Origin of the sequence: Aeromonas sp. s5, from assembly GCF_040907865.1 — a bacterium.
GTDB classification, from domain to species: Bacteria; Pseudomonadota; Gammaproteobacteria; order Enterobacterales; family Aeromonadaceae; genus Aeromonas; species Aeromonas dhakensis.
On record NZ_JBFOCO010000032.1, the window covers coordinates 1 to 20,193 of the forward strand.

The window sequence follows — 20,193 nt, forward strand, 5'->3', positions numbered from 1 at the left end:
TTGGCGGTGAGGGAGGGATGATTCGCCACTGCGTGGCTCACCCCTTCGGGGCGGCCTGCGGCCGTTCATCGCAGCAAGCTGCTCTGCTCGAACCCGGCGAGGGTTCTCACCCTCCCTCTTCGACATGAGCGGATAATTCTTCCCCAAAGCAAAAAAACCGACCATCAGGTCGGTTCTTTAAAATTTGGCGGTGAGGGAGGGATTCGAACCCTCGATACGTTGCCGTATACACACTTTCCAGGCGTGCTCCTTCAGCCACTCGGACACCTCACCAAATTTTTACTTCTTGAAGTGGCTTTCGGAGCACGCTGCGCGTGCATCTTGCCGACTTCGTCGGTGGGCAGCCTCTCGGTCACCTCACCAAATTTTGGTCTGCTGTTTAACGTGCTCAGCCAGCACGTCGTTCGTTGCGCCGTTGCGCTGGAACGGGGCGTAATTTAGGGGAAAGCCCCGCCGGCGTCAACGGCTTTTTGCATCAGGCGAACCGTTCGCACATTTAACGCACAAATCAGTGCACAGACTCCGGTGCGACCTGGATTTCCGGCAGATTCAGGAAGCCCAACCGCTCGCATTCGGAGACCACTTCATGGGTCGCGGCTATGGTGCTCTCCACAAACAGCAGGAACTGCTCAACGCTGAGCCCCGCCTTGGTAAAGACGGTATGCCCGACCACCAGACGCGGCAGGTTGTCATCGATGATGTCGAGGAACACCTTGAGCGACGGGTACTGCATGTTGAGGCGACCCAGCTCGGCCACCAGCGGCAGCAAGGCGGAGGGACGCACCTCCAGCTCGGATGAAAACAGCACCCCTTCCTCTTCGACGAAGATCCGGCTCTCCTGGATGCCCTCGACGGACTGCAGGGAGACTATGTGGATACCATGGCACTGATCACAGACATAGTGCTCGATACGAGCCTGCTGCAACCAACGCATTATCATTTCGGAGCTGGGGATATTCATCATTTCCACGACACAATTGGGATCAAGGGGCGCAGTCTAAACCAATTTTCCGGCAACCAAAAGCGCACTGGCCGGATAAGCACGGCCCTCGCTTCTTTTTGGCAAGCAGCCTGCATATACTCAGCCCATTCCAGCACCACACTCGCCCCACAGGGGGCTAAATGACCATCCAAGAAAAGTACCGTCTGCATCTGAAATCCCTCTCGGATGAACTCTTGATCCTGCAAAAGCCCATCCGCATTCTGGATGCCATCAAGTGGCCCCGTCACCTGCAGGCTGACTTTCTGGCCAGCGGAAGGCGCACGCTGCCGGCCGTCGACAAGGCCTTCTATGATGGCCTCCCCCTCGGCTTCGATCCCCGCAACAAGTACCTGGAGCTCAAGGAGCTGCGGGACAGGATCCGGCGCCGGCTCGGTCCCCAGGATGAGCTTGGCCGCATCCTGCAGGAGACGGTGGATCAATACATGGTGGTCATCGAGATGCTGCGCCAGCGCGGGCAACCGGACTTTCTGCGCTACAGCCGACTGCTCTACGGTTCGGCCGGCGATCACCTGCGCGGCGATCGCAAGACCCTCAAGGAGCTGGGAGCCAGGCTGTGCGACATCTTCTCCCTGCCCGGCGCCCGCCACCTGGTGCGTCCCTACCCCAAGGAGTTCGAGGGGGAAGCGGCGGTGGCCAGATTGCAGGGCAAGCTGTCGAGCTATTTCAGTGACGGCACAGTGCAGGTCAAGCTGAGCGATGGCATCGTCTCCGATGCCGCGGCCGGCGGCGATTACATCAAGCTCAACTCCCACGCCCGCTTCTCAGAACTGGATCTGCAGGTGCTGGAGGTCCATGAGGGCTGGGTGCATGTGGGCACCACCCTCAACGGGCGCCAGCAACCCTATGCCACCTGGCTGAGTGCCGGCTCGCCGCGCATCACCGCCTGCCAGGAAGGGCTGGCGGTACTGATAGAGACCCTCACTTTCAGCTCCTTTCCGGACAGGGCCAAGCGTATCTCGGATCGGGTGATGGCCATCGATATGGCGGAGCGCGGCGCCGACTTCATCGAGGTGTTCCGCCATTTCGTCGATCAGGGTGCCAGCGAGCACGATGCCTACAAGATCACCCAGCGGGTGTTTCGCGGCGGCATGGTCGAGGGAGGCGCCTGCTTCACCAAGGATCTCTCCTATGTGAAGGGTTATGTGGAGACGGTCAACTTCATCCGCAGCGCCGTGCTGGAGGGAGTCCCCGAGATCCTGCCCATGCTGTTTGTCGGCAAGGTGACCCTGGACGACATCCCGGTGCTCTATCAGCACTATCTGGAGGGGCTCATCAGTGCGCCCCGTTATCTGCCCCCCATGTTTCGCGATCTCACCGGCCTCTACGTCTGGTTCGGCTTCGCCTCCGGCATGTCTCTGGTGGATATCGGCCGGGTACAGCAGCACTTTCGCCAGCTGTTCCACCGCCTGCCGGTGGCCGATCCCATTATCGCCCCGGTCGATATCGAGATAGATTGACCCCTCGGAAACAAGCAAGGCGCCAGATTGGCGCCTTGCTTGTTCATGTTATCCCCATCAGCCGCGGGTTATTTGAAGGCCCGCCCTTCCAGGTAGTGCTTGCGGCACAGGGAGACATAGCGATCGTTGCCGCCGATCTCCACCTGCTCGCCATCGCGCATCACCTGGCCTGCTTCGTTGACCCGGGAGTTCATGTGCGCCTTGTTGCCGCACCAGCAGATGCTTTTGAGCTCCTCGAACTTGTCGGCCAGGCAGAGCAGATGATAGGAGCCGGGAAACAGCTCGCCGCGAAAATCGGTCTTGAGGCCGTAGGCGATCACCGGAATGTCCTGCTCGTCGACGATACGGGCCAGCTGATAGACCTGCTCCCTGGTCAGGAACTGGGCCTCATCGACGATGAATACATCGATACGCTTCTCGGCATGACGAGCTTTCACCATCTCGAACAGATCACAGCGCTCTCTGAACACTTCAACTTTCAGCTCCAACCCCACCCGGGCGCTGATCACCCCGACCCCGAAGCGATCGTCGATGGCGGGTGTCATGGCCAAGGGATGCATGCCCCGCTCCAGATAATTGAAGTGCGCCTGAATGAGCTGGGTCGATTTGCCTGAATTCATGGTGGCAAACTTGTAGTGCAGTGAAGCCATGATACTGTTCCGAAACTGAATTTATGGGGCGCATGCTAACTAAAGCCCCCAACAAAACCAAGGGGCCTTGCGGCCCCTTGTACGTTTTAAGCAACAGCCAGGTCCGCCTGGGACCTTGCCTTGCGCAAATGGTAGCTGGAGAAGATGACGAACCAGAGGGCGCTGACGCTGAAGCCCGCCAGCACCGAGTGCATCAGCCCCATCACCAGATAACCGAGGGCGGCGCCAAAGGCGATGGCCAGGGCATAGGGCAGCTGGGTCATCACGTGATCGATGTGATGGCAACCGGCACCGGTGGCCGACAGGATACTGGTGCTGGAGATGGGCGAGCTATGATCCCCGAACACCGACCCCGCCAGCACGGCGGCCAGCATCGGCAACATCAGGGCCGCATCGCTGGCGGCCGCCATGTCGCCCGCCAGCGGCAGCATGATGCCAAAAGTACCCCAGCTGGTGCCGGTGGCAAACGCCATGGCGCAGGAGAGCACGAACACCACGGCCGGCAGCACTTCCACCGGCAGATTGCCGTTGGCCAGGGAGGCCAGGTACTTGCCGGTCTCCACATCGCGCACCACGGCGCCAATGGTCCAGGCAAACAGCAGGATGTTGATGGCCGGCAGCATGGCCATCACCCCTTGCGGCGCTGCCTTGAGCCAGTTCTTGGCACCGAGCTTCAGACGCATGGCCAGACCGATGGAGACCACCAGGCTGCACAGGGCACCGTAGACCAGGGAGGAACCCACGTTGGTATTCTCGAACGAGCCAAGGACACTGAACGGCTCGCCATTGGCGGCCAGCACGGCGGCGCCGGAGTCAATCATGAAGTAGACGGTGGCCGCGGTCAGGGTCAGGATCGGCAACACCATGTCGATCATGCCGCCGTTGCTCTCCTCCGGGCTCTCCATGTCCAGACCGATGGGGCGGCCTTTGGACTCATCCCACAGCTTGCCTTCCAGCGCCCACTGCTCGTGCTGGCGCATCGGCCCGATGTCGAGTTGAAACGCGATCACCACCAGCACCATGATGAGGGTAAACACCGCATAGAGGTTCATCGGGATCATCTCGACGAAGGCTGAGATGGGGCTCTGCCCGGTGATGCCGTGAGCCGTCATGATGCCGCCCACCAGGGCGATGATGTAGGCCCCCCAGGAGGAGATGGGCATCAGCACGCAGACCGGCGCCGCGGTGGAGTCCAGCAAGTAGGCCAGCTTGGCGCGGGAGATCTGGAAGCGGTCGGTGACCGGACGGCAGATGGCCCCCACCGACAGGCTGTGGAAGAAGTCGTCGATGAAGAAGGCAAACACCATCATGCCGGTGAGCGCCTTGGCCCCCTTGCGGGTCCTGGCGCGCTTGGCAGCCCACTCGGCAAACGCTCGGGTCGCACCGGAGACGCTCATCAGGCTGATGAGGCCGCCCAGCAGCAGCATGAACAGCAGCATATTGATGTTGTCACGGTTAAGCGCCCCGTCGACCCAGAAGATCTTGAGCACTGTGTTCAACATGTAATGCAGGGAGTCGAGGGGGGAAAACTGGTTCAGCAGCAGGCTGCCGGTAACGATACCGACGCCAAGCGACAGCAGCACACGGCGGGTGAGGATCGCCAGTGCGACGGCCAGCAGAGGGGGAATGATTGACCAACCGGAGTCGGCGTAGTGAACAATGTCCATGATCTCTTTGCACCTAAAGACAGCAGGTGGAGATCTACCGAGAGGATAAAGAAACAAAACCCATGGGGAGGTAATACTCCTCAGCCCCTTCAGGTAGCGCTCCATAGTGGATGACTATGGCAGTCCTGCACCTATTAGATGCAGAACCAGCAGCCCGGTATGATGGCCTGGCCACTTCGGCGCTGACTCCTTTCCTTGTGCATCATCGGCATCACCCTCCGCACAAGTAGTCATAGGCAGCGCGCCTCTACTTAAAGGTATTCGAGGCACATTTTATCGTGCCGACACGTTATAGCAAGTTTTTTGATTAAATCCCCAAACAAGCCAGATCAAAAGGGCAAAGAGGTAGTCAAATGGTGCAAACATTATGATTTTGTCGCTATTTTCATCTACTTGGAACTCAGTCGAGTATGCCACTGGCCAATATTGCTGAATCGGGCCTGAATTCAATTGCATTACTTAATTCCAGGCATGAATTTATTAATTCGACTCGCTTGACTTAATCCCGAACGGCCGTATAAATTAGCCAAAATAACTATTTTTATTTAATTCACTCTTTTGCTCGCGTGGTGAACACTATGAACGAATTTTTGAAAGTACTGCTGAATATCCGTAGCCTGCGCGCCGCTTGCCGTGAGCTGACGCTGGAACAATTGGAAGAAGGCCTGGAAAAGCTCTCCGCGATTGTCGGCGAACGCCAGCAGGATGAAGCCGCCGAGCGTCAGGCTCGTGAAGAACATCAGCGCAAAATTAATGAATATGCCGAAATGCTGAAAGCCGCCGGTATTGATCCGGCTGAACTGGTTGGTACAGTCGCAGCCGAACCGGCCAAGGCGACCAAGAGCAAACGTGCCCCTCGCCCGGCCAAATATCGCTATATGGACAACGGTGTGGAAAAAACCTGGACCGGTCAGGGTCGCATGCCGTCCGTGATTGCCAAGGCGGTCGCCGAAGGTAAATCCGTCGAAGACTTTGCCATCTGATAAAACAGCATTGGCCCAATAAAAAACCTCGCCTTGCGAGGTTTTTTATTGCCTGCGGCCTGCCGTCAGCCCCGCTCTGCCGCCTTGACCCAGAGCACTTCGGGCGTCGCGGTACAGGCCAGCAGGTAGCGGGCTATGGTGAAGAACCAGTCACTCAGCCGGTTCATGTAGGGCAGAATGGCCGGGTTGAGCTGCTCGCTGCGGCCCAAAGTCAGCAGCAGACGCTCGCAGCGCCGGGTCAGGGTGCGCACCACATGGGCTTGCGCCGCCGCCCGGGAACCGCTGGGCAGAATGAAATTGCGCAGCAGCGGCAAATTGGCGCTGTAAGCATCGATCTGTTGTTCCAGTCGCAGGGTCCACTCGTTATTCACCTGCCAGATGGCGGCCTCCTGAGCGTCACTGGAAAATGCCAGTTCCCCGCCAAGATCGAACAATTCCTGTTGCAGCAATAACAGGTCTGCCAATAATCCGGTTTCCGCTGCGGGCACCTCGGCAATAAGAAGACCTATATGAGAATTTAATTCATCGATATAGCCATAGGTTTCCACCCGCATATCGTCTTTGGCCAATTGCACGCCATCGGCCAGCCGAGTCATGCCCTTGTCGCCCTGCCTCGTATATATTCTCATACCGACATCCTGTTAATAATGGGAACAATCATGGATTCAAGCCCGTTTAGCTTGATTTCATAGGCAAGCGCCAGCGTTTGACCAAGCGATCCGGCCGGGAAACCGGTGCGGGCCAGCCACACCAGATAAGGCTCCGGAATATCGATGATGCGGCGCCCCCGATATTTGCCGTACGGCATCTTGTTGGCCAGCGACAGCAAGACCCGCTCGTCGGACAACCACTCCATTTCAATCGATATCCAGATATTTGTGGGTCTGGATGGAGAGCCGCCAATTGCGGGCAATGCAGGTTGCCATGGCCAGCTGGGTCGCCCTGGGTTTCTGGCTGATGGGTTGCAGTGCAATCACCACGTCGTCGCGCAGACGAGCGGTGGCCAGCAGCGCATCCAGCTCCTCCACGTGGCGCTCGGTGGCCACCGGATGCTTGACCTCGTTGGCGCGCTCAAGGGCCGAGAGCAGCACCGGCAACCCACCCTTCATATTGATCTTGGGGGATACGGTGACCCAGGTCTGCTCATGGGTTTTGATCTCGCTGGTACCACTGGTTTCGATCTGCACCTGATAGCCTGCCGCAATGAGGGCGGTAGAGAGATCCTGCAGGTCATAGAGGCAGGGTTCGCCCCCGGTGATCACCACGTGACGCGCCTGATAGCCAAGTTGCTGAAAGCTGGCCAGGATCTGCGCCGTGCTCATCTTGCTCCAGCCATCGGATTCGTTGGAGCAATCGAGCACCGCCTGCACGCCCACTTCACGAGCAGGATCGACCACCCAGGTATGACGGGTATCGCACCAGGGGCATCCCACCGGGCAACCCTGCAGGCGAACGAAAATGGCGGGCAGGCCGGTGAAGACCCCCTCCCCCTGGATGGTCTGGAATATCTCGTTGATTGGGTAATGCATCTTGGTCACGGCTGGTTGCAAAAGTCGCGGATTATACCCCAAGCATGGCCGAGACGCAGGCTCAGCATCCGCTTTTCTCACCGAGCCCGGTTTTTTGGTGCAGACGCGCCAGCACGCCCGCCTTGTCAGCCAGGTACTGCTGCAGGCCGCGGCTGCGCAGATCGCAGGCCGGACAGGCGCCGCAGCCATCGCCAGCAATGCCGTTGTAGCAGGTGAGCGTCTGCTGGCGCACGGTATCGAGGTGGCCGTAGTGATCCGCCAGCGCCCAGGTCTCGGCCTTGTCGAGCCACATCAGCGGGGTCTCGAAGCGGATGGCGCGATCCAGCCCCAGCGAGACGGCCTGATTGAGCGCCTTGACGAACTCGTCGCGGCAATCGGGATAACCGGAGAAATCGGTCTCGCACACCCCGGTGATCACTGCCTCGGCGCCCACCTGATAGGCGTAGATGGCGGCCAAGGTCAAAAACAGGATGTTGCGGCCCGGCACGAAGGTATTGGGCAGGCCATTTTCCTGCAGCTCGAAGCTCACCGGGATCTCGTCCCGGGTCAGGGCCGAGATGGCAAGCTCCCCCAGCATGGTCACGTCCATCACCTTGTGGGCGGCGATGCCGAGCCGGTTGGCCAGACGGCGCGCCGTCTCGATCTCTTCACTATGGCGCTGGCCATAATCGAAGGTGATGGCGTGCACCTCGTCATAACGGGACAAGGCCTGGACCAGGCAGGTGGTGCTGTCCTGACCACCACTGAATACCACGACGGCTTTTTTCACGTATGTCACTCCTCTGGGCAGTTCAACTGCGTCGGCCCTGGGCAAAATCATGCCACTGCCGGTTCAAATGGGTAAAAAGGGTCATCAGCGGGGCGAAGCGATCCGGTGCGCCCTCCCACTGGGACAACAGATGGTAGCCCGCTTCCAGGGTCGACAGCGCCTCTGGAAACGGCTTCTTGCGAATGGAGTACTGTCCCGAGACGGCATCCAGCCCAATTCGTGGCAACTGCTGCAACTCGGGGTTGCTGTGCAGCATCCGGTAGGCCTTGCGCCAGGTGCCATCGAGCAGCAGAAAACAGACTCGGCGAGCCGGCTCGGCCGTCTCCCGCTCTCGCACCTCGGCAAGGGTGATGGCCTCCTCATCCGGCCACAGCAGATAACACTGCAGCGCGGGATCGGCCAACAAGGCCGCCAGCTCGGGAACGTCGGCTACCTGTTCACCCACATGCAGACGGGCCTGCGCCAGCGAGGCGGCCAAAAGGACGGCGGTCCCCTTGGGATGACCCACCTCCCCCGGATGCTGCAGGATGTGCAGGGGCGCATGGGGTGAAACCGGCCGAATATAATCGCACAGACAGGCTTTGAGGGCTCTGGTGCAACGTGTACAGTATCGACTCTTGTTGTCGTCGGACTGTTTCATGTTGTCAGAAAAATCAGGATTGCTCTGGGTCATCACGCTTTCACTCGCCAGTTTGCTGCTCTTTTTCACCGTGCCGAATCACCAGCTCTCCTTCGATCGTACCCTGATAGCCCAGGGTGAAGGGTGGCGCATCATAACAGGCAATCTGGCCCACACCAATCTGTGGCACCTGCTGCTCAACCTGAGCGGGCTGTGCGTGCTCTACAGCCTGTTTCGCGAATACCTGACAGGCTGTCGCCTGCCGCTGCTGCTGCTGCTGCTGGGGAGCGCCGTCGGGCTCGGCATCTGGTGGTGGTGTCCGCAGACCCAGTGGTACATGGGGCTGTCGGGAGCGCTGCACGGCCTGTTCGTGTGGGGCGCGCTGCAGGATATCCGCTATCGCCGCCACTCCGGCTGGTTGATGCTGGCAGGGGTAGCGATCAAGCTTGGGGTGGATTTCTACAGTGCGGGGGAAAGTCCGGTGTCCGCCCTCATCGGGGCCAGGGTACACATTGAATCACATCTGATTGGCTCGGGCGCCGGCCTGTTGCTCGGCCTGCTGCCGGTCACCCTGCGCCCCCACGCCGTCAAGGAGTGAGCCTGCACCGGATACAATGCCGGCCCCATCGGGCCGGCATTCTATTTTTTATCAGCGACCCGCCAGCTCCGCGTTGATGCCGGCCAGCATGGCGGCAGGATCGGCCGCCTGGGTGATGGGGCGGCCAATCACCAGATAGTCGGCACCCGCCTCCACCGCCGCCAGTGGCGTCATGACCCGGCGCTGATCCCCGGCAGCCGAACCGGTGGGACGGATCCCCGGCGTCACCAGTTTGAACTCGTCACCGAACAGCGCCTTGAGCTCACGCGCTTCGTTGGCGGAGCAGACCACCCCGTCCAGCCCCGCGTCTTTGGTCAATTTGGCCAGCCGGATCACCTGCTCGGCCGGCGTCACATCAAGACCCAGCGGTGCCATGTCGGACTGCTCCATGCTGGTCAGCACGGTCACCCCGATAAGCAGCGGCGCCTTGTCGCCATAAGGCAGCAGCGCCTCCTTGGCGGCCCGCATCATCCGCTCGCCACCACTGGCGTGCACGTTCACCATCCAGACGCCGAGTTCGGCACTGGCGGCGACTGCCTTGGCGACGGTGTTGGGAATGTCGTGAAACTTCAGATCCAGAAAGACATCGAACCCATTGGCAACCAGCTGACGCACGAACTGGGGGCCAAACAGGGTAAACATCTCCTTACCTACCTTGAGACGGCACTGGGCCGGGGAGATACGTTCAATGAAGGCGAAGGCATCGGCCTCGTGCTGATAATCCAGCGCAACCAGTACTTTGGGATCTAGCATCTCACTTCCTATCGATGGTTATGCGCCGTCCGGAACGAGTCCGGCCCGGCCTGAAAAAACCAGGCCACAGGGGCCTGGTTGATGACATTGTTGTGGCTCTTACTCCCCGTCCAGACCGCGGATTGGCTTGATGGCTCCCCACTGGCGGCAGGAGGGGCACTGCCAGAACAGGGAGTGGGTGGCAAACCCGCACTGCCGGCACTTGTGGGTGGATTTGATCTTGATCTGCTCGTCGACCAGCGCCTTGAGCATGGTCAGGCTCTCCTTGGCCTGCCCCTCTTCAGCACCACGCAACTGCAGCGCCATCAGGTGCTGGAAGCCGCGCAGCGACGGCGTGCGCCGCAGCTGGCGCAGCACCAGCTCGGAGGCTGCCTCGCGCCCGTTGTGGCGCTCCACATAATCGGCCAGCCGCAAGGTGACTGGGAAGCCGGCCCTCGCCTCCTGGGCCTGGCCGAGCAGCTCGGGGATACGCGCCTCCTCGCCGCACAGCTCCAGGCTCTCGCACAGGGGTTCCAGCACTTCGCTCGCGAAATCGATGTCCTGGGTCAGCACTCGCTCAAACTCGCGGGCCGCCTGGCGCGGATCGCCCTCCCCCTTGGCCAGCCAGCCGAGGCCGAGCGAGGCACGCACACAGTTGCCATCGGCGGTCAGGGCCTTGCGAAAACGCAGCTGGGCCTGCTTGCGATTCTCTTCGCGCAGGGCCATGTCGGCCAGCTCGCACTGATAATGGGCGATGGTGGGCGCCAGCTTCTTGCCCTGGAATTTTTGCAACCGCTCGCTCACCGCGATCGCCTTGTCCCAATCACGCAACTGCTGATATATAAGCTGCAACTGGGCCAGCGCGGTCTCCTCATAGTCCCCGTCCTCGGTGAGCTCGAGCCACAGCTTCTCGGCCCGATCGAGCAGGCCGGCGGCGAGGAAGTCCCTCGCCAACTCCTGCAGGGCGAGCTGACGCTGCTCCATGGTGAGCTGGCGGGTGATGAGGTTCTGGTGGATCTTGATGGCCCGGTCTACCTCACCCCGTTGACGGAACAGGTTGCCGAGAGAGAGGTGGGTTTCGATGGTCTCGCTGTCCACTTCCAGCAGCTGGATAAAGAGATCCACCGCCTTGTCGGATTCGTCGGACAGCAAATAATTGAGACCCGCCACATACTGGCGGGAAAACTGGTTACTCTGTTTCTGGGTGTCCTGGCGAACACTCCTGCGCCCCATATACCAGCCGTAGCCGGCGGCAATGGGCAACAGCAGGAAAAGCAGTTCAAGCATCGAGGGACATTATTCCTTGGCAGCCGTTCGGGCCAGCTCCAATTCACGGGATTGACGGCGCATGGTGCGATTGAGGGTGCGGTTTTGCATCTTGAGGCGCAAGAACAGCAGACCGAAGACCAGCCAGCCCAGCAGGAAGCCACCACCAAAGAAGAATCCCAGCAACATGGAGAGCGAGAATTCCCCTTGGGCAATCAGATAATTGAACTGCACCAGCTGGCCATTTTGCGAACCGATGGCCAGCGTCAGGATAAACACCAGCACCAGTGGAATGAGGGCCAAGATACGCTTCATAGGAGCTCCCTGTCAGTAGCTAATGAGAGGCTGATTATCCTTAAAATCACCGGCAGACTCTAGAGCGAATGGGAAAAGACTTGGCAAAACCGGACAATTGCCACAATAGAAACCGTAAAAACAAAAAAGGCATACCCAGGTATGCCATTTTCTGCATTATTCGATGATGTTCACGCGCTCGCGTAACTCTTTGCCGGGCTTGAAATGCGGAACATATTTCCCGGTCAATTCAACCTTGTCCCCAGTCTTGGGGTTGCGGCCCACACGGGGTGCACGATAGTGCAGTGAAAAACTTCCAAATCCGCGGATTTCAATCCGGTCGCCGTTTTGCAAAGTCGACGCCATCTGCTCAAGGATCTCCTTGATGGCGGCTTCGACATCTTTGGCCGGCATATGCATGCGGCTGGCAGCCAATTGTTCGATGAGATCTGATTTGGTCATAACGTTAAATCTCCTTCCCCGATCACATGCAATATTCATTACGCCAAGATAAAAAAGGGCGGCGTGACACGCCGCCCTTTTCTTGCATCAAGGATTATTCACCCTTGGCGGCTTTGAACGCTTCAGCCATGGCATTGCTGAACACAACTTCTTCTTGTTGGTTCAGGTTGTCGATGGCAACACGCTCGTCAGCCTCGTCCTTGGCACGGACAGACAGGCTCACGGTGCGGTTCTTGCGATCAACGCCCATGAATTTAGCTTCAACTTCGTCACCAACAGACAGCACCAGAGTGGCGTCTTCTACGCGGTCACGAGCAGCGTCGGAGGCACGCAGGTAGCCTTCTACGCCGTCAGCCAGTTCGATCACGGCACCCTTGGCATCAACCTCGGTAACCTTACCCTTCACAATAGCACCTTTCTTGTTGTCAGACAGGTACTTATTGAACGGGTCTTCTTCGATCTGCTTGACGCCCAGGGAGATGCGCTCACGCTCCGGGTCAACTTGCAGAACAACGGCTTCGATTTCGTCGCCTTTCTTGAATTCACGAACTGCTTCTTCACCCTGGTTGTTCCAGGAGATGTCAGACAGGTGAACCAGACCGTCGATACCGCCGTCCAGACCGATGAAGATACCGAAGTCAGTGATGGACTTGATCTTGCCGGAAACACGGTCGCCCTTGGCGTGAGTTTCGGCAAACAGCTGCCACGGGTTGGATTTGCACTGCTTCAGACCCAGGGAGATACGACGACGCTCTTCGTCGATGTCCAGAACCATCACGTCAACCACGTCGCCAACGTTAACAACCTTGGACGGGTGGATGTTCTTGTTGGTCCAATCCATCTCGGATACGTGTACCAGGCCTTCAACGCCTTCTTCGATTTCAACGAAGCAGCCGTAGTCGGTCAGGTTGGTCACGCGGCCAGACAGACGGGTGGTCTCCGGGTAACGCTTGGCGATAGCAACCCAGGGATCTTCGCCCAGCTGCTTCAGACCCAGGGATACACGGGTACGCTCGCGGTCGAACTTCAGAACCTTGACTGCGATCTCGTCGCCAACGTTGACGATTTCGGAAGGATGCTTAACACGCTTCCACGCCATGTCGGTGATGTGCAGCAGGCCGTCAACACCGCCCAGATCTACGAATGCACCGTAGTCGGTCAGGTTCTTGACGATACCCTTAACTTCTTGACCTTCTTGCAGGTTAGCCAGCAGGCTTTCGCGCTCGGAGGTGTTCTCGGTCTCGATCACGGCACGACGGGAAACAACAACGTTGTTGCGCTTCTGGTCCAGCTTGATGACTTTGAACTCGAGTTCTTTGTTTTCCAGGTGAGCGGTGTCACGGATCGGACGCACGTCAACCAGAGAACCCGGCAGGAAGGCACGGATGCCATTCAGTTCAACGGTGAAACCACCCTTGACCTTGCCGTTGATGATACCGATAACGGTAGCTTGCTCTTCGTAAGCTTTTTCAAGCTGCAGCCAGGCTTCGTGGCGCTTGGCTTTTTCGCGGGACAGCTTGGTTTCGCCGAAACCATCTTCGATAGAGTCCAGAGCCACGTCAACGGAGTCGCCTACGTTGATTTCCAGCTCGCCCATGGCGTTCTTGAATTCTTCAGCCGGGATAGCGGACTCAGATTTCAGACCGGCGTCAACCAGTACGAAACCATTTTCGATAGCAACGACAGTACCCTTGACGATGGAACCTTGACGGGTTTCAACGGCGTTCAGGGACTCTTCAAAGAGTTGAGCAAAAGATTCGATCATTGTTTATGTCACAAATGAAACATCCACTTGTCATCCAGCACAAGCGGGGTTGTTTTAAATAATCTGCGCCATCCATGGTGCAGACGACCGGATGTCAGCTTGCGCTGGCATCGCCGAGTTGTTGCTCCGCATAGGCAAGCACCGTTGCCAGCACTTCGTCTATGGACATGGCGGTTGAATCCACCACGAGAGCATCTTCTGCCGGTTTCAGGGGGGCAACGGCGCGATTTCTGTCGCGATCGTCACGCTCCCGAATCTCGGTTAAAAGACGCTCAAAGTTAACATCAAAGCCCTTATCTTGCAACTGCTTATAGCGGCGAGCCGCCCGTTCTTCGGCGCTGGCGTCGAGGAAAATCTTCACTTCCGCCTCGGGGAACACCACGGTGCCCATGTCGCGACCGTCGGCGATGAGGCCGGGGGCCTGGCGAAATGCACGCTGACGGCGCAGCAGGGCTTCGCGCACCCGCGGGAAGGCGGCAATCTTACTCGCGGCATTGCCCACTTCCTCGGTACGAATGGTACGGGAAACATCCTCCCCTTCCAGCACGACCTTCACCTGCTCGGCATCGACCTGGAACTGCACGTCCAGATTGGCGGCCAGGGGGACCAGCGCGGCTTCGGAATCGAGCTCGACATCGTGATGCAAGGCCGCCAAGGCCAGCACCCGGTAGATGGCGCCGGAGTCGAGCAGGTGCCAACCCAGTTTTTCAGCCAGCAACTGGCACAGGGTGCCCTTGCCGGCACCACTTGGGCCATCAATTGTCATCACGGGGGCCATCTGCGGCATAACGTCTCTCCTGCACACTTGTTGCACACATCCCGGGAGGGATGGGGTAATGGGCGCCGATTATACCCAAATGTGCCGAGCCTGGCAGTCGCCAGCACACACAATTGCGCAAAACCGGTCGCAACTGTCCTCTTTGTGTACAACGGGGCAAGCCATTAAACAGTGCAAGGTTTTGTTCTTATGGTTGTTCCGGACAAGGCGCGCTAAACTGGCCGCCCTTTTTTAAGCAGCTGTAGTAAGGAGCAACCTATGAGCAGCGTTACCCTCGTGGCCAAATCCAAGTTGCCAACCCCCTGGGGCACCTTCACGCTGGTCGGCTTTCAGGAAACCGGTACCGGCAAGGATCACGCCGCGCTGGTGATGGGCGATATCACGGGTGATGAGCCGGTGCTGGGCCGAATTCACTCCGAATGCCTGACCGGCGATGCCCTGTTCAGTCTGCGTTGCGACTGCGGCTTCCAGTTGCAGGCCGCACTGGAAAACATCGCCAAGGCAGGCCGTGGCGTCTTGTTGTACGTGCGTCAGGAAGGACGCGGCATCGGTCTGCTCAACAAGATCCGGGCCTACCATCTGCAGGATCAGGGCGCCGACACCGTTGAAGCCAACGTGGCGCTCGGCTTTGCCGCCGACATGCGCGACTACACCATCTGCGCCGACATGCTCAAGCAGCTGGAGGTGAAATCCCTCAAGCTGATGACCAACAACCCGCGCAAGATGAAGGCGATGGAATCCTTCGGCATTCCGGTGGCGGAGCGGGTGCCCCTGCAGGAAGGGCGCAATCCCCACAACGAGTTCTACCTCTCGACCAAGGCCAGCAAGCTGGATCACATGTTCAAGAAGTGATCCCGCCTCGCCGCTCGTTGCCATGAAAAACGCCTTCCATCGGGAGGCGTTTTTCATGATGAAAATCTAGATCTAGCGTAAAAAAATGCTGTAACCCTGATCGTAGAAGTACGCCATAAAGGCAAGTATAAAGACACGGGGCTTTTTTGTTGCGGCTTCCATCAGGTTGAACAATAAACAACCATCGTTATTTAGATGCGTCAATCAAGAGCCAAAGCTGCAAGGATAACCGTTCACCAGCAAGGGCTTGACGTACACAACCCGGCAGGAATGGGGTCATCCGTTTTCTTAATAGAGCCCGAACGGCAGCGTGCAGTCACTCCTGAGAGTGTGCCCCAGTCGTTTGACCGTCTCCAGCAACGACTGTATTCGCTGACGAAACCGCCTCTCCGATGGAAGCCCCTTTGCACCACAGCATCTCATCCTCCTTGATGAACGACTCCCCCGGTAGCGCTTCGGGCAGAGTACTGCACCTTGTTCTGACTGCTTTAGTCAGCTCTGCCGATAGCACCTGAGTCGGTGCAGATACGGCGCCTTGCCGAGGTCGCCACTCTCATAACGGCGGCAAGCCCGACAGGTACCGTTCCAGCAGGACTGACCAATTTAATCGCATCGAGCTGCAAGCCTCGCCACACCTGCGTTTGTCCTATCATCTCACACTGGTTTTCATCCGCTCCCGGTTTTTCATGCTTAGTGGGGGTTACAACTGGCATGCCTACTCAGAATCCATACGACGCCATTTGGTGATCTTCGGCTCAATGGCCACCTGATAAGCAAAGGCAGCCTGATGTGACGGAGGAACGTTATAGCTACGGGTGGCAAATACCCCCTGCTCGCTGAAACGCCGGGCAAAGTAATCGGAGAAACGGGCCCCCTCCATCCCGACCAGCTCCTGCCGGTGTCGCCTCAGAAATTCCCCCACCGGCGCATAACCCTCCCTCATCGCCGCGGCCATAGATCTCTCATAGTCAAAGTCAGTGCGAATGCTGCTCAGTTTCACCCCCTTCTTGTCCGCCCGGGTTTGGAACAATCGAGTGACCAGATAGGTCAGGTTATGTAGCTGGGGCATCCTGTTTTTGGCAAGATACGAGTAGGCAAGACGCGAAAGGTCAGTCTCCACCGTCATGGTGAAATCGAGGAGAAACGAAATACCTCGCCTGGGATGTCGGTTGGTCTGGGAGCATGCCTCCAACTGGCTGGCGATCTCCTCACGGTCAGGCGGGAGTGTCAAAAACTCCCGTGCTGGCTGTCGATTATTGGGTACAGGCACATCACCGGCCGCTTCAAACAGGGGAGCAAAATGCGCCTCCAGCTCGGCCCTATTGCAAGCAACAAGGCTCGAGGAGAGCCCCTCATACTCTGCACCATTGGGGCTGAACATTGGTATTGCCCCCCCGCCAAGCAACAGGGTGCCATCGATGAAGAGGTTGGGCTCAGGAGCATAAGGCAACATGGGGTCCAGGGCTGCGTAGCGACCCCGGAGCGTCATGTCGTCACGAATACCAGTCTCGAAGCCATCCAGCTTCTTCTTGTCTTCCTCTGGCATGATCCCATCTGGATAGCGCGCCGCCGTCATCGCAATCAGACTCTCTCGAGGCTGCGGCCGGTAGCCGCCCGCTATCATCAGCGGGCGAAGCACACTACCGTCCTCGTCTTGGGCCAGCAGGATATCAATGCCCTGGAAGATATGCTCACCACTCTCCAAAGAGCGCGAACCGGTGTCGAAATCTTGAAACGAGATATAGGGTGTCCACCCTTGCTCGACAAACTGCTGCACTTGGTTGCAAGTCTCCTCGCTATACATCAGGGTGTTTCGCATGGTGCCGTAAGGAAACTTGTTGCCCTGAAACGTCATGGGCACCAGTTTCACCTCAACCATCAGGCTGGCTAGACCATTTTGGGCTTCTGCCACGGCCGCCTGAACGGCATCTGCGTCGACTGTGTTCCCGTTGACACCCAGCACTATGGCCACCCGCTCCAGATAGGACGACCCCAGCCCTTGGATCATCGCCGCTACCACCTCGGGCAGCCGATTCAGCTCCTGATAAGGCAGTATGCTGTTGATCACATAAGCCAGCAGAGAAGGTGCCTTCCCCAAATTGACCAGTGGAAGATGTCTGTCCACCAACTGCTTGTTTCCAATGGCAAAGTAGCACCCACCACTATCGAGATACGTATCGCCCCAGGCGTAATGACTGTTGGCAGCGCTATTTATCATCGCCGGCTCTTGCGCCGGCAGGGAACCTCTGGCGGCCACGGCACCTTCACCGATGGCCCGGTACAGGGCTGCCAGGTCGAGATGCAAAGCGTTTAGTTGCAACCATTCGGGGGTGATCGCATCGAGATCCTCCTGACTGAAGCGCAGCGGGCGGTAAGCCAGGTGCTGCGCACCCGGCGCAACCCCATGAACCAGGTCTAAAACCAGCAGGGCGGACTGGAGCCCCTCATCACGACCGTCGACAAGACGCCCCGCTACGCTGCAGGTACGTGCAAACGCCCAGCCCGAGGCAATCTCATACTCCTGGACCAGTCGCCCATCGACGAAGTGGTAGTAATAACCGCGAGCAGGAAAGGCCAACCGTTGACCAACCTGCACCGTGGGCATGACCGCCAGATAACGTTCCCTCACCACCCCATGGCGCGATTGTGGCGCCACCTCGTCGATACACAGCCCCTCGTGACATCGGCCTCCCTTCATGACCCGCAATCTTCGGGGGGTATCGGTCCGGGTAGTGGCCTCACAGCGCGTCCCGGCGCGCTCGGGGCACGGCATCAAGGTCACTTCTCGCTCCTGCTCCGTCGTGGCCAATACAAAATGGGGATCAATGAAGCGCCGCAGGGTGGCCGGCGGGCAGACCACCTGAACCTCATAATGGAACGCTTCGCGGGGCTCGGGCTCCTGCGTCACCACCTCGGTGGGGTACTGGTACGGCTCCTGCACTACATCCCTGACAGCGCCGCCATCCTGGGCCTGCGGCACCATTGCAGAGCCAAACCCGGCCCCCCCATAGTCGTGTCTCGCCCCGACTCTGCTCAATACACGCGACTGCAACTCATACCCCACCAGCGGCGCCGCGATTTCACTTATCTGCCACTCACCTTGTGCCCCCGGTTTAAGCAGAGCGATATTGGGCGAGTCGGCCAACAGGAGCAGCTCCCCAGACTCGAGCCCCCGCCACACCATCGCCTCGTTCATGCCAAGAGGCAGGTCAAAATGTGCATGGAGAAGATGGGCTTCGATGCGAAGGGCGTCGTGAGCCATCAGCTCATCCAGACGTATGATGCGATGTTTCATCGGGGACTCCGAGTCTAGGGTGTATCCCGCCCCCGGCACGCAGGCGGTCCAACTTTCAATCTAGTCATGCCAAGCTGAATTCAGACTGAATCGAGTCTTTTTTGAGAAGATCCAGCAGAGGACAGATGGCAACAGAGCCTTCGGAGCGGCAGCCACCGCCCACGAAATGCAACCGTTTGCCGGCCAGTGCTTGACGCACACAACTCGACAGTGATGAGTCATCCGCTTGCTCGATGGACGCGTGCGATAACGGCCTGATGAGGTTGGCATCCTTGCCATGGCCAACGCATTTGTCGCATGCCTGCGGGTACCTGACGTGGATCCCGAGTAGCGTCTCTGCTTATGCAGTGATGTGGAAACAGGGGCTCGACAAGCCCCATTGTACATCGGTCAACCGATAGTGGCGGGACGCGGCATAGGTCTTAAACTGTTGATAAAATGTGAGATTATATTCTTATCACGTTAAGAGCAGAGCCTAGCGGATGGGCAGATCGATATCGGCAAACATGGCATCCACGTCGTCACTGGAGCGCAGCGCAATGGCCCGCTCCACCACGTCCCGGGTCAGATGGGGGGCAAAGCGGGTCATGAAGTCATACATGTAGGTACGCAGGAAGGAGCCCTTGCGAAAGCCGATCTTGGTGGTGCTGTGGGCAAACAGATGGCTGGCATCGAGGGCCACCAGATCGGTATCGACCTGGGGATCCAGCGCCATGGTCGCCATCACGCCGATCCCCACCCCCAACCGGACATAGGTCTTGATCACGTCGGCATCGGTGGCAGTGAAGACAATGTTGGGCTCGAAACCGGCCCGGTTGAAGGCAGTGTCGAGCTCGGAGCGACCGGTAAAGCCGAACACATAGGTCACCAGCGGGAAGCGGGCGATATCGGCAATCGACAGCTTGCCGACCTGGGTCAGCGGATGCCCCTTGGGCACGATCACGCTGCGGTTCCAGTGATAGCAAGGCAGCATGATGAGATCTTCGTACAGGTGCAGCGCCTCGGTGGCGATGGCAAAGTCGGCCTGCCCCTTGACCACGGCTTCGCTGATCTGGGTTGGCGTGCCCTGATGCATGTGCAGGGAGACCTTGGGAAAGCGCTTGATGAAGCCTTTTATCACGTCAGGCAGTGCATAACGGGCCTGGGTGTGGGTCGTCGCGATATGGAGCGTACCCTGTTCGGGATGAGTGTGCTGACTCGCCACCGACTTGATGCTCTCCACCTTGCCCAGGATCTCGTTGGCAATCTTGATCACGTCCCGTCCCGCCGGGGTGATCTGGGTCAGGTGTTTGCCGCTGCGCTCGAAAATCTGGATCCCCAGCTCATCTTCCAGCATGCGCACCTGCTTGCTGATCCCTGGCTGAGAGGTGTAGAGACTCTCTGCCGTTGCCGACACGTTCAGTCTGTGGTTGGCAACCTCAACGATATAACGCAATTGTTGGAGTTTCATGATGTTAGGCTCTAAAGGCGACTT

General features: G+C 58.6%; 20 protein-coding genes, 1 tRNA gene, 1 other RNA gene, 1 pseudogene and 1 riboswitch. Of the genes and pseudogenes, 4 read left to right on the forward strand and 19 right to left on the reverse strand.

Translation table 11 applies throughout. The features are described from left to right. Position 1 precedes the first annotated feature (1 nt). From AB5Y94_RS18140 to AB5Y94_RS18150, 3 genes are all read right to left on the reverse strand, one after another. Positions 2-130, reverse strand: a non-coding RNA gene (locus AB5Y94_RS18140) — RtT sRNA. A gap of 55 nt (positions 131-185) precedes the next feature. Beyond that, positions 186-273, reverse strand: a tRNA-Ser gene (locus AB5Y94_RS18145). 235 nt (positions 274-508) lie between these two features. After that, positions 509-964, reverse strand: coding sequence for a YbjN domain-containing protein (locus AB5Y94_RS18150; protein ID WP_005299960.1), 456 nt, complete (start codon positions 962-964; stop codon positions 509-511). 158 nt (positions 965-1,122) lie between these two features. Between AB5Y94_RS18150 and AB5Y94_RS18155 the strand changes: the two genes are divergently transcribed. Next, positions 1,123-2,460: a flavohemoglobin expression-modulating QEGLA motif protein gene (locus tag AB5Y94_RS18155; protein ID WP_368206267.1), complete on the forward strand. Its 1,338-nt coding sequence runs from the start codon at positions 1,123-1,125 to the stop codon at positions 2,458-2,460. Positions 2,461-2,528: 68 nt separating this feature from the next. On the opposite strand, the gene AB5Y94_RS18160 is transcribed toward AB5Y94_RS18155, so the two are convergent. Beyond that, on the reverse strand, positions 2,529-3,110 hold the full coding sequence (locus tag AB5Y94_RS18160; protein ID WP_005299956.1) for a thymidine kinase: 582 nt from the start codon (positions 3,108-3,110) through the stop codon (positions 2,529-2,531). Positions 3,111-3,196: 86 nt separating this feature from the next. Further along, entirely contained in the window at positions 3,197-4,777 is a 1,581-nt protein-coding gene (locus tag AB5Y94_RS18165; protein ID WP_010634245.1) for a Na+/H+ antiporter NhaC family protein, read from the reverse strand. A gap of 86 nt (positions 4,778-4,863) precedes the next feature. Then, positions 4,864-5,035, reverse strand: a riboswitch (Lysine riboswitch). A gap of 320 nt (positions 5,036-5,355) precedes the next feature. On the opposite strand from AB5Y94_RS18165, the gene AB5Y94_RS18170 reads away from it, so the two are divergent. Next, complete coding sequence (locus tag AB5Y94_RS18170; RefSeq protein ID WP_005299952.1) at positions 5,356-5,760, forward strand: H-NS family nucleoid-associated regulatory protein; 405 nt, start codon at positions 5,356-5,358, stop codon at positions 5,758-5,760. Between the two features lie 65 nt (positions 5,761-5,825). Here AB5Y94_RS18170 and AB5Y94_RS18175 read toward each other — a convergent pair whose 3' ends face one another. The 5 genes from AB5Y94_RS18175 to AB5Y94_RS18195 form a co-directional block, all read right to left on the reverse strand. After that, the gene (locus AB5Y94_RS18175; protein ID WP_005299950.1) at positions 5,826-6,389 is read right to left on the reverse strand and encodes a cob(I)yrinic acid a,c-diamide adenosyltransferase; all 564 of its coding nucleotides are present in this window, start codon (positions 6,387-6,389) and stop codon (positions 5,826-5,828) included. Then, a complete protein-coding gene (locus AB5Y94_RS18180) occupies positions 6,386-6,616 on the reverse strand; it encodes a DUF3820 family protein (RefSeq protein WP_005299948.1) in 231 nt (76 codons plus the stop codon). The genes AB5Y94_RS18175 and AB5Y94_RS18180 overlap by 4 nt, the downstream gene beginning before the upstream one ends. A 1-nt stretch (position 6,617) precedes the next feature. After that, complete coding sequence (gene queE / locus AB5Y94_RS18185; protein WP_368206268.1) at positions 6,618-7,289, reverse strand: 7-carboxy-7-deazaguanine synthase QueE; 672 nt, start codon at positions 7,287-7,289, stop codon at positions 6,618-6,620. Between the two features lie 61 nt (positions 7,290-7,350). Continuing rightward, positions 7,351-8,058, reverse strand: coding sequence for a 7-cyano-7-deazaguanine synthase QueC (gene queC, locus AB5Y94_RS18190; RefSeq protein WP_054545073.1), 708 nt, complete (start codon positions 8,056-8,058; stop codon positions 7,351-7,353). Between the two features lie 22 nt (positions 8,059-8,080). Then, a complete protein-coding gene (locus AB5Y94_RS18195) occupies positions 8,081-8,767 on the reverse strand; it encodes a tRNA-uridine aminocarboxypropyltransferase (RefSeq protein WP_368206270.1) in 687 nt (228 codons plus the stop codon). Here AB5Y94_RS18195 and rrtA point away from each other — a divergent pair. Beyond that, complete coding sequence (gene rrtA / locus AB5Y94_RS18200; protein WP_172442662.1) at positions 8,697-9,275, forward strand: rhombosortase; 579 nt, start codon at positions 8,697-8,699, stop codon at positions 9,273-9,275. The two genes, AB5Y94_RS18195 and rrtA, sit on opposite strands and share 71 nt — an antisense overlap. Before the next feature lie 51 nt (positions 9,276-9,326). Here the strand turns inward: rrtA and pyrF are convergent, their stop codons facing one another. From pyrF to cmk, 6 genes are all read right to left on the reverse strand, one after another. Next, entirely contained in the window at positions 9,327-10,028 is a 702-nt protein-coding gene (gene pyrF / locus AB5Y94_RS18205; RefSeq protein ID WP_368206271.1) for an orotidine-5'-phosphate decarboxylase, read from the reverse strand. A 99-nt stretch (positions 10,029-10,127) separates the two neighbouring features. Next, a complete protein-coding gene (gene lapB, locus AB5Y94_RS18210; protein WP_123245985.1) occupies positions 10,128-11,294 on the reverse strand; it encodes a lipopolysaccharide assembly protein LapB in 1,167 nt (388 codons plus the stop codon). Positions 11,295-11,303: 9 nt separating this feature from the next. Next, a complete protein-coding gene (locus tag AB5Y94_RS18215; RefSeq protein ID WP_005299936.1) occupies positions 11,304-11,588 on the reverse strand; it encodes a LapA family protein in 285 nt (94 codons plus the stop codon). Positions 11,589-11,744: 156 nt separating this feature from the next. Next, positions 11,745-12,029, reverse strand: a complete 285-nt coding sequence (gene ihfB, locus AB5Y94_RS18220; protein ID WP_005299934.1) for an integration host factor subunit beta — start codon at positions 12,027-12,029, stop codon at positions 11,745-11,747. Positions 12,030-12,123: 94 nt separating this feature from the next. Then, positions 12,124-13,794: a 30S ribosomal protein S1 gene (gene rpsA / locus AB5Y94_RS18225; protein WP_005299919.1), complete on the reverse strand. Its 1,671-nt coding sequence runs from the start codon at positions 13,792-13,794 to the stop codon at positions 12,124-12,126. Between the two features lie 94 nt (positions 13,795-13,888). Continuing rightward, complete coding sequence (cmk, locus tag AB5Y94_RS18230; protein ID WP_010634252.1) at positions 13,889-14,581, reverse strand: (d)CMP kinase; 693 nt, start codon at positions 14,579-14,581, stop codon at positions 13,889-13,891. Positions 14,582-14,830: 249 nt separating this feature from the next. Between cmk and ribA the strand changes: the two genes are divergently transcribed. Beyond that, positions 14,831-15,424 carry a GTP cyclohydrolase II gene (gene ribA, locus AB5Y94_RS18235; protein ID WP_005299914.1) on the forward strand — a complete coding sequence of 198 codons (594 nt, stop codon included), beginning with the start codon at positions 14,831-14,833 and terminating at the stop codon, positions 15,422-15,424. Positions 15,425-16,139: 715 nt separating this feature from the next. Here ribA and AB5Y94_RS18240 read toward each other — a convergent pair. The 3 genes and pseudogenes from AB5Y94_RS18240 to cysB form a co-directional block, all read right to left on the reverse strand. Next, positions 16,140-18,719 carry a hypothetical protein gene (locus AB5Y94_RS18240; protein WP_368206272.1) on the reverse strand — a complete coding sequence of 860 codons (2,580 nt, stop codon included), beginning with the start codon at positions 18,717-18,719 and terminating at the stop codon, positions 16,140-16,142. 296 nt (positions 18,720-19,015) lie between these two features. Continuing rightward, positions 19,016-19,113, reverse strand: a pseudogene (locus AB5Y94_RS18245) (IS5/IS1182 family transposase); the annotation flags it as partial. A gap of 81 nt (positions 19,114-19,194) precedes the next feature. Further along, on the reverse strand, positions 19,195-20,169 hold the full coding sequence (gene cysB, locus AB5Y94_RS18250) for an HTH-type transcriptional regulator CysB (protein WP_139432485.1): 975 nt from the start codon (positions 20,167-20,169) through the stop codon (positions 19,195-19,197). Positions 20,170-20,193: the final 24 nt, after the last annotated feature.

Bases quoted from the DNA above. Each gene is read 5' to 3' on its own strand.
- AB5Y94_RS18150 (WP_005299960.1), bottom strand. From the start codon at position 964: ATGATGAATATCCCCAGCTCCGAAATGATAATGCGTTGGTTGCAGCAG.
- AB5Y94_RS18155 (WP_368206267.1), top strand. From the start codon at position 1,123: ATGACCATCCAAGAAAAGTACCGTCTGCATCTGAAATCCCTCTCGGAT.
- AB5Y94_RS18160 (WP_005299956.1), bottom strand. From the start codon at position 3,110: ATGGCTTCACTGCACTACAAGTTTGCCACCATGAATTCAGGCAAATCG.
- AB5Y94_RS18165 (WP_010634245.1), bottom strand. From the start codon at position 4,777: ATGGACATTGTTCACTACGCCGACTCCGGTTGGTCAATCATTCCCCCT.
- AB5Y94_RS18170 (WP_005299952.1), top strand. From the start codon at position 5,356: ATGAACGAATTTTTGAAAGTACTGCTGAATATCCGTAGCCTGCGCGCC.
- AB5Y94_RS18175 (WP_005299950.1), bottom strand. From the start codon at position 6,389: ATGAGAATATATACGAGGCAGGGCGACAAGGGCATGACTCGGCTGGCC.
- AB5Y94_RS18180 (WP_005299948.1), bottom strand. From the start codon at position 6,616: ATGGAGTGGTTGTCCGACGAGCGGGTCTTGCTGTCGCTGGCCAACAAG.
- queE (WP_368206268.1), bottom strand. From the start codon at position 7,289: ATGCATTACCCAATCAACGAGATATTCCAGACCATCCAGGGGGAGGGG.
- rrtA (WP_172442662.1), top strand. From the start codon at position 8,697: ATGTTGTCAGAAAAATCAGGATTGCTCTGGGTCATCACGCTTTCACTC.
- pyrF (WP_368206271.1), bottom strand. From the start codon at position 10,028: ATGCTAGATCCCAAAGTACTGGTTGCGCTGGATTATCAGCACGAGGCC.
- lapB (WP_123245985.1), bottom strand. From the start codon at position 11,294: ATGCTTGAACTGCTTTTCCTGCTGTTGCCCATTGCCGCCGGCTACGGC.
- AB5Y94_RS18215 (WP_005299936.1), bottom strand. From the start codon at position 11,588: ATGAAGCGTATCTTGGCCCTCATTCCACTGGTGCTGGTGTTTATCCTG.
- ihfB (WP_005299934.1), bottom strand. From the start codon at position 12,029: ATGACCAAATCAGATCTCATCGAACAATTGGCTGCCAGCCGCATGCAT.
- rpsA (WP_005299919.1), bottom strand. From the start codon at position 13,794: ATGATCGAATCTTTTGCTCAACTCTTTGAAGAGTCCCTGAACGCCGTT.
- cmk (WP_010634252.1), bottom strand. From the start codon at position 14,581: ATGCCGCAGATGGCCCCCGTGATGACAATTGATGGCCCAAGTGGTGCC.
- ribA (WP_005299914.1), top strand. From the start codon at position 14,831: ATGAGCAGCGTTACCCTCGTGGCCAAATCCAAGTTGCCAACCCCCTGG.
- AB5Y94_RS18240 (WP_368206272.1), bottom strand. From the start codon at position 18,719: ATGAAACATCGCATCATACGTCTGGATGAGCTGATGGCTCACGACGCC.
- cysB (WP_139432485.1), bottom strand. From the start codon at position 20,169: ATGAAACTCCAACAATTGCGTTATATCGTTGAGGTTGCCAACCACAGA.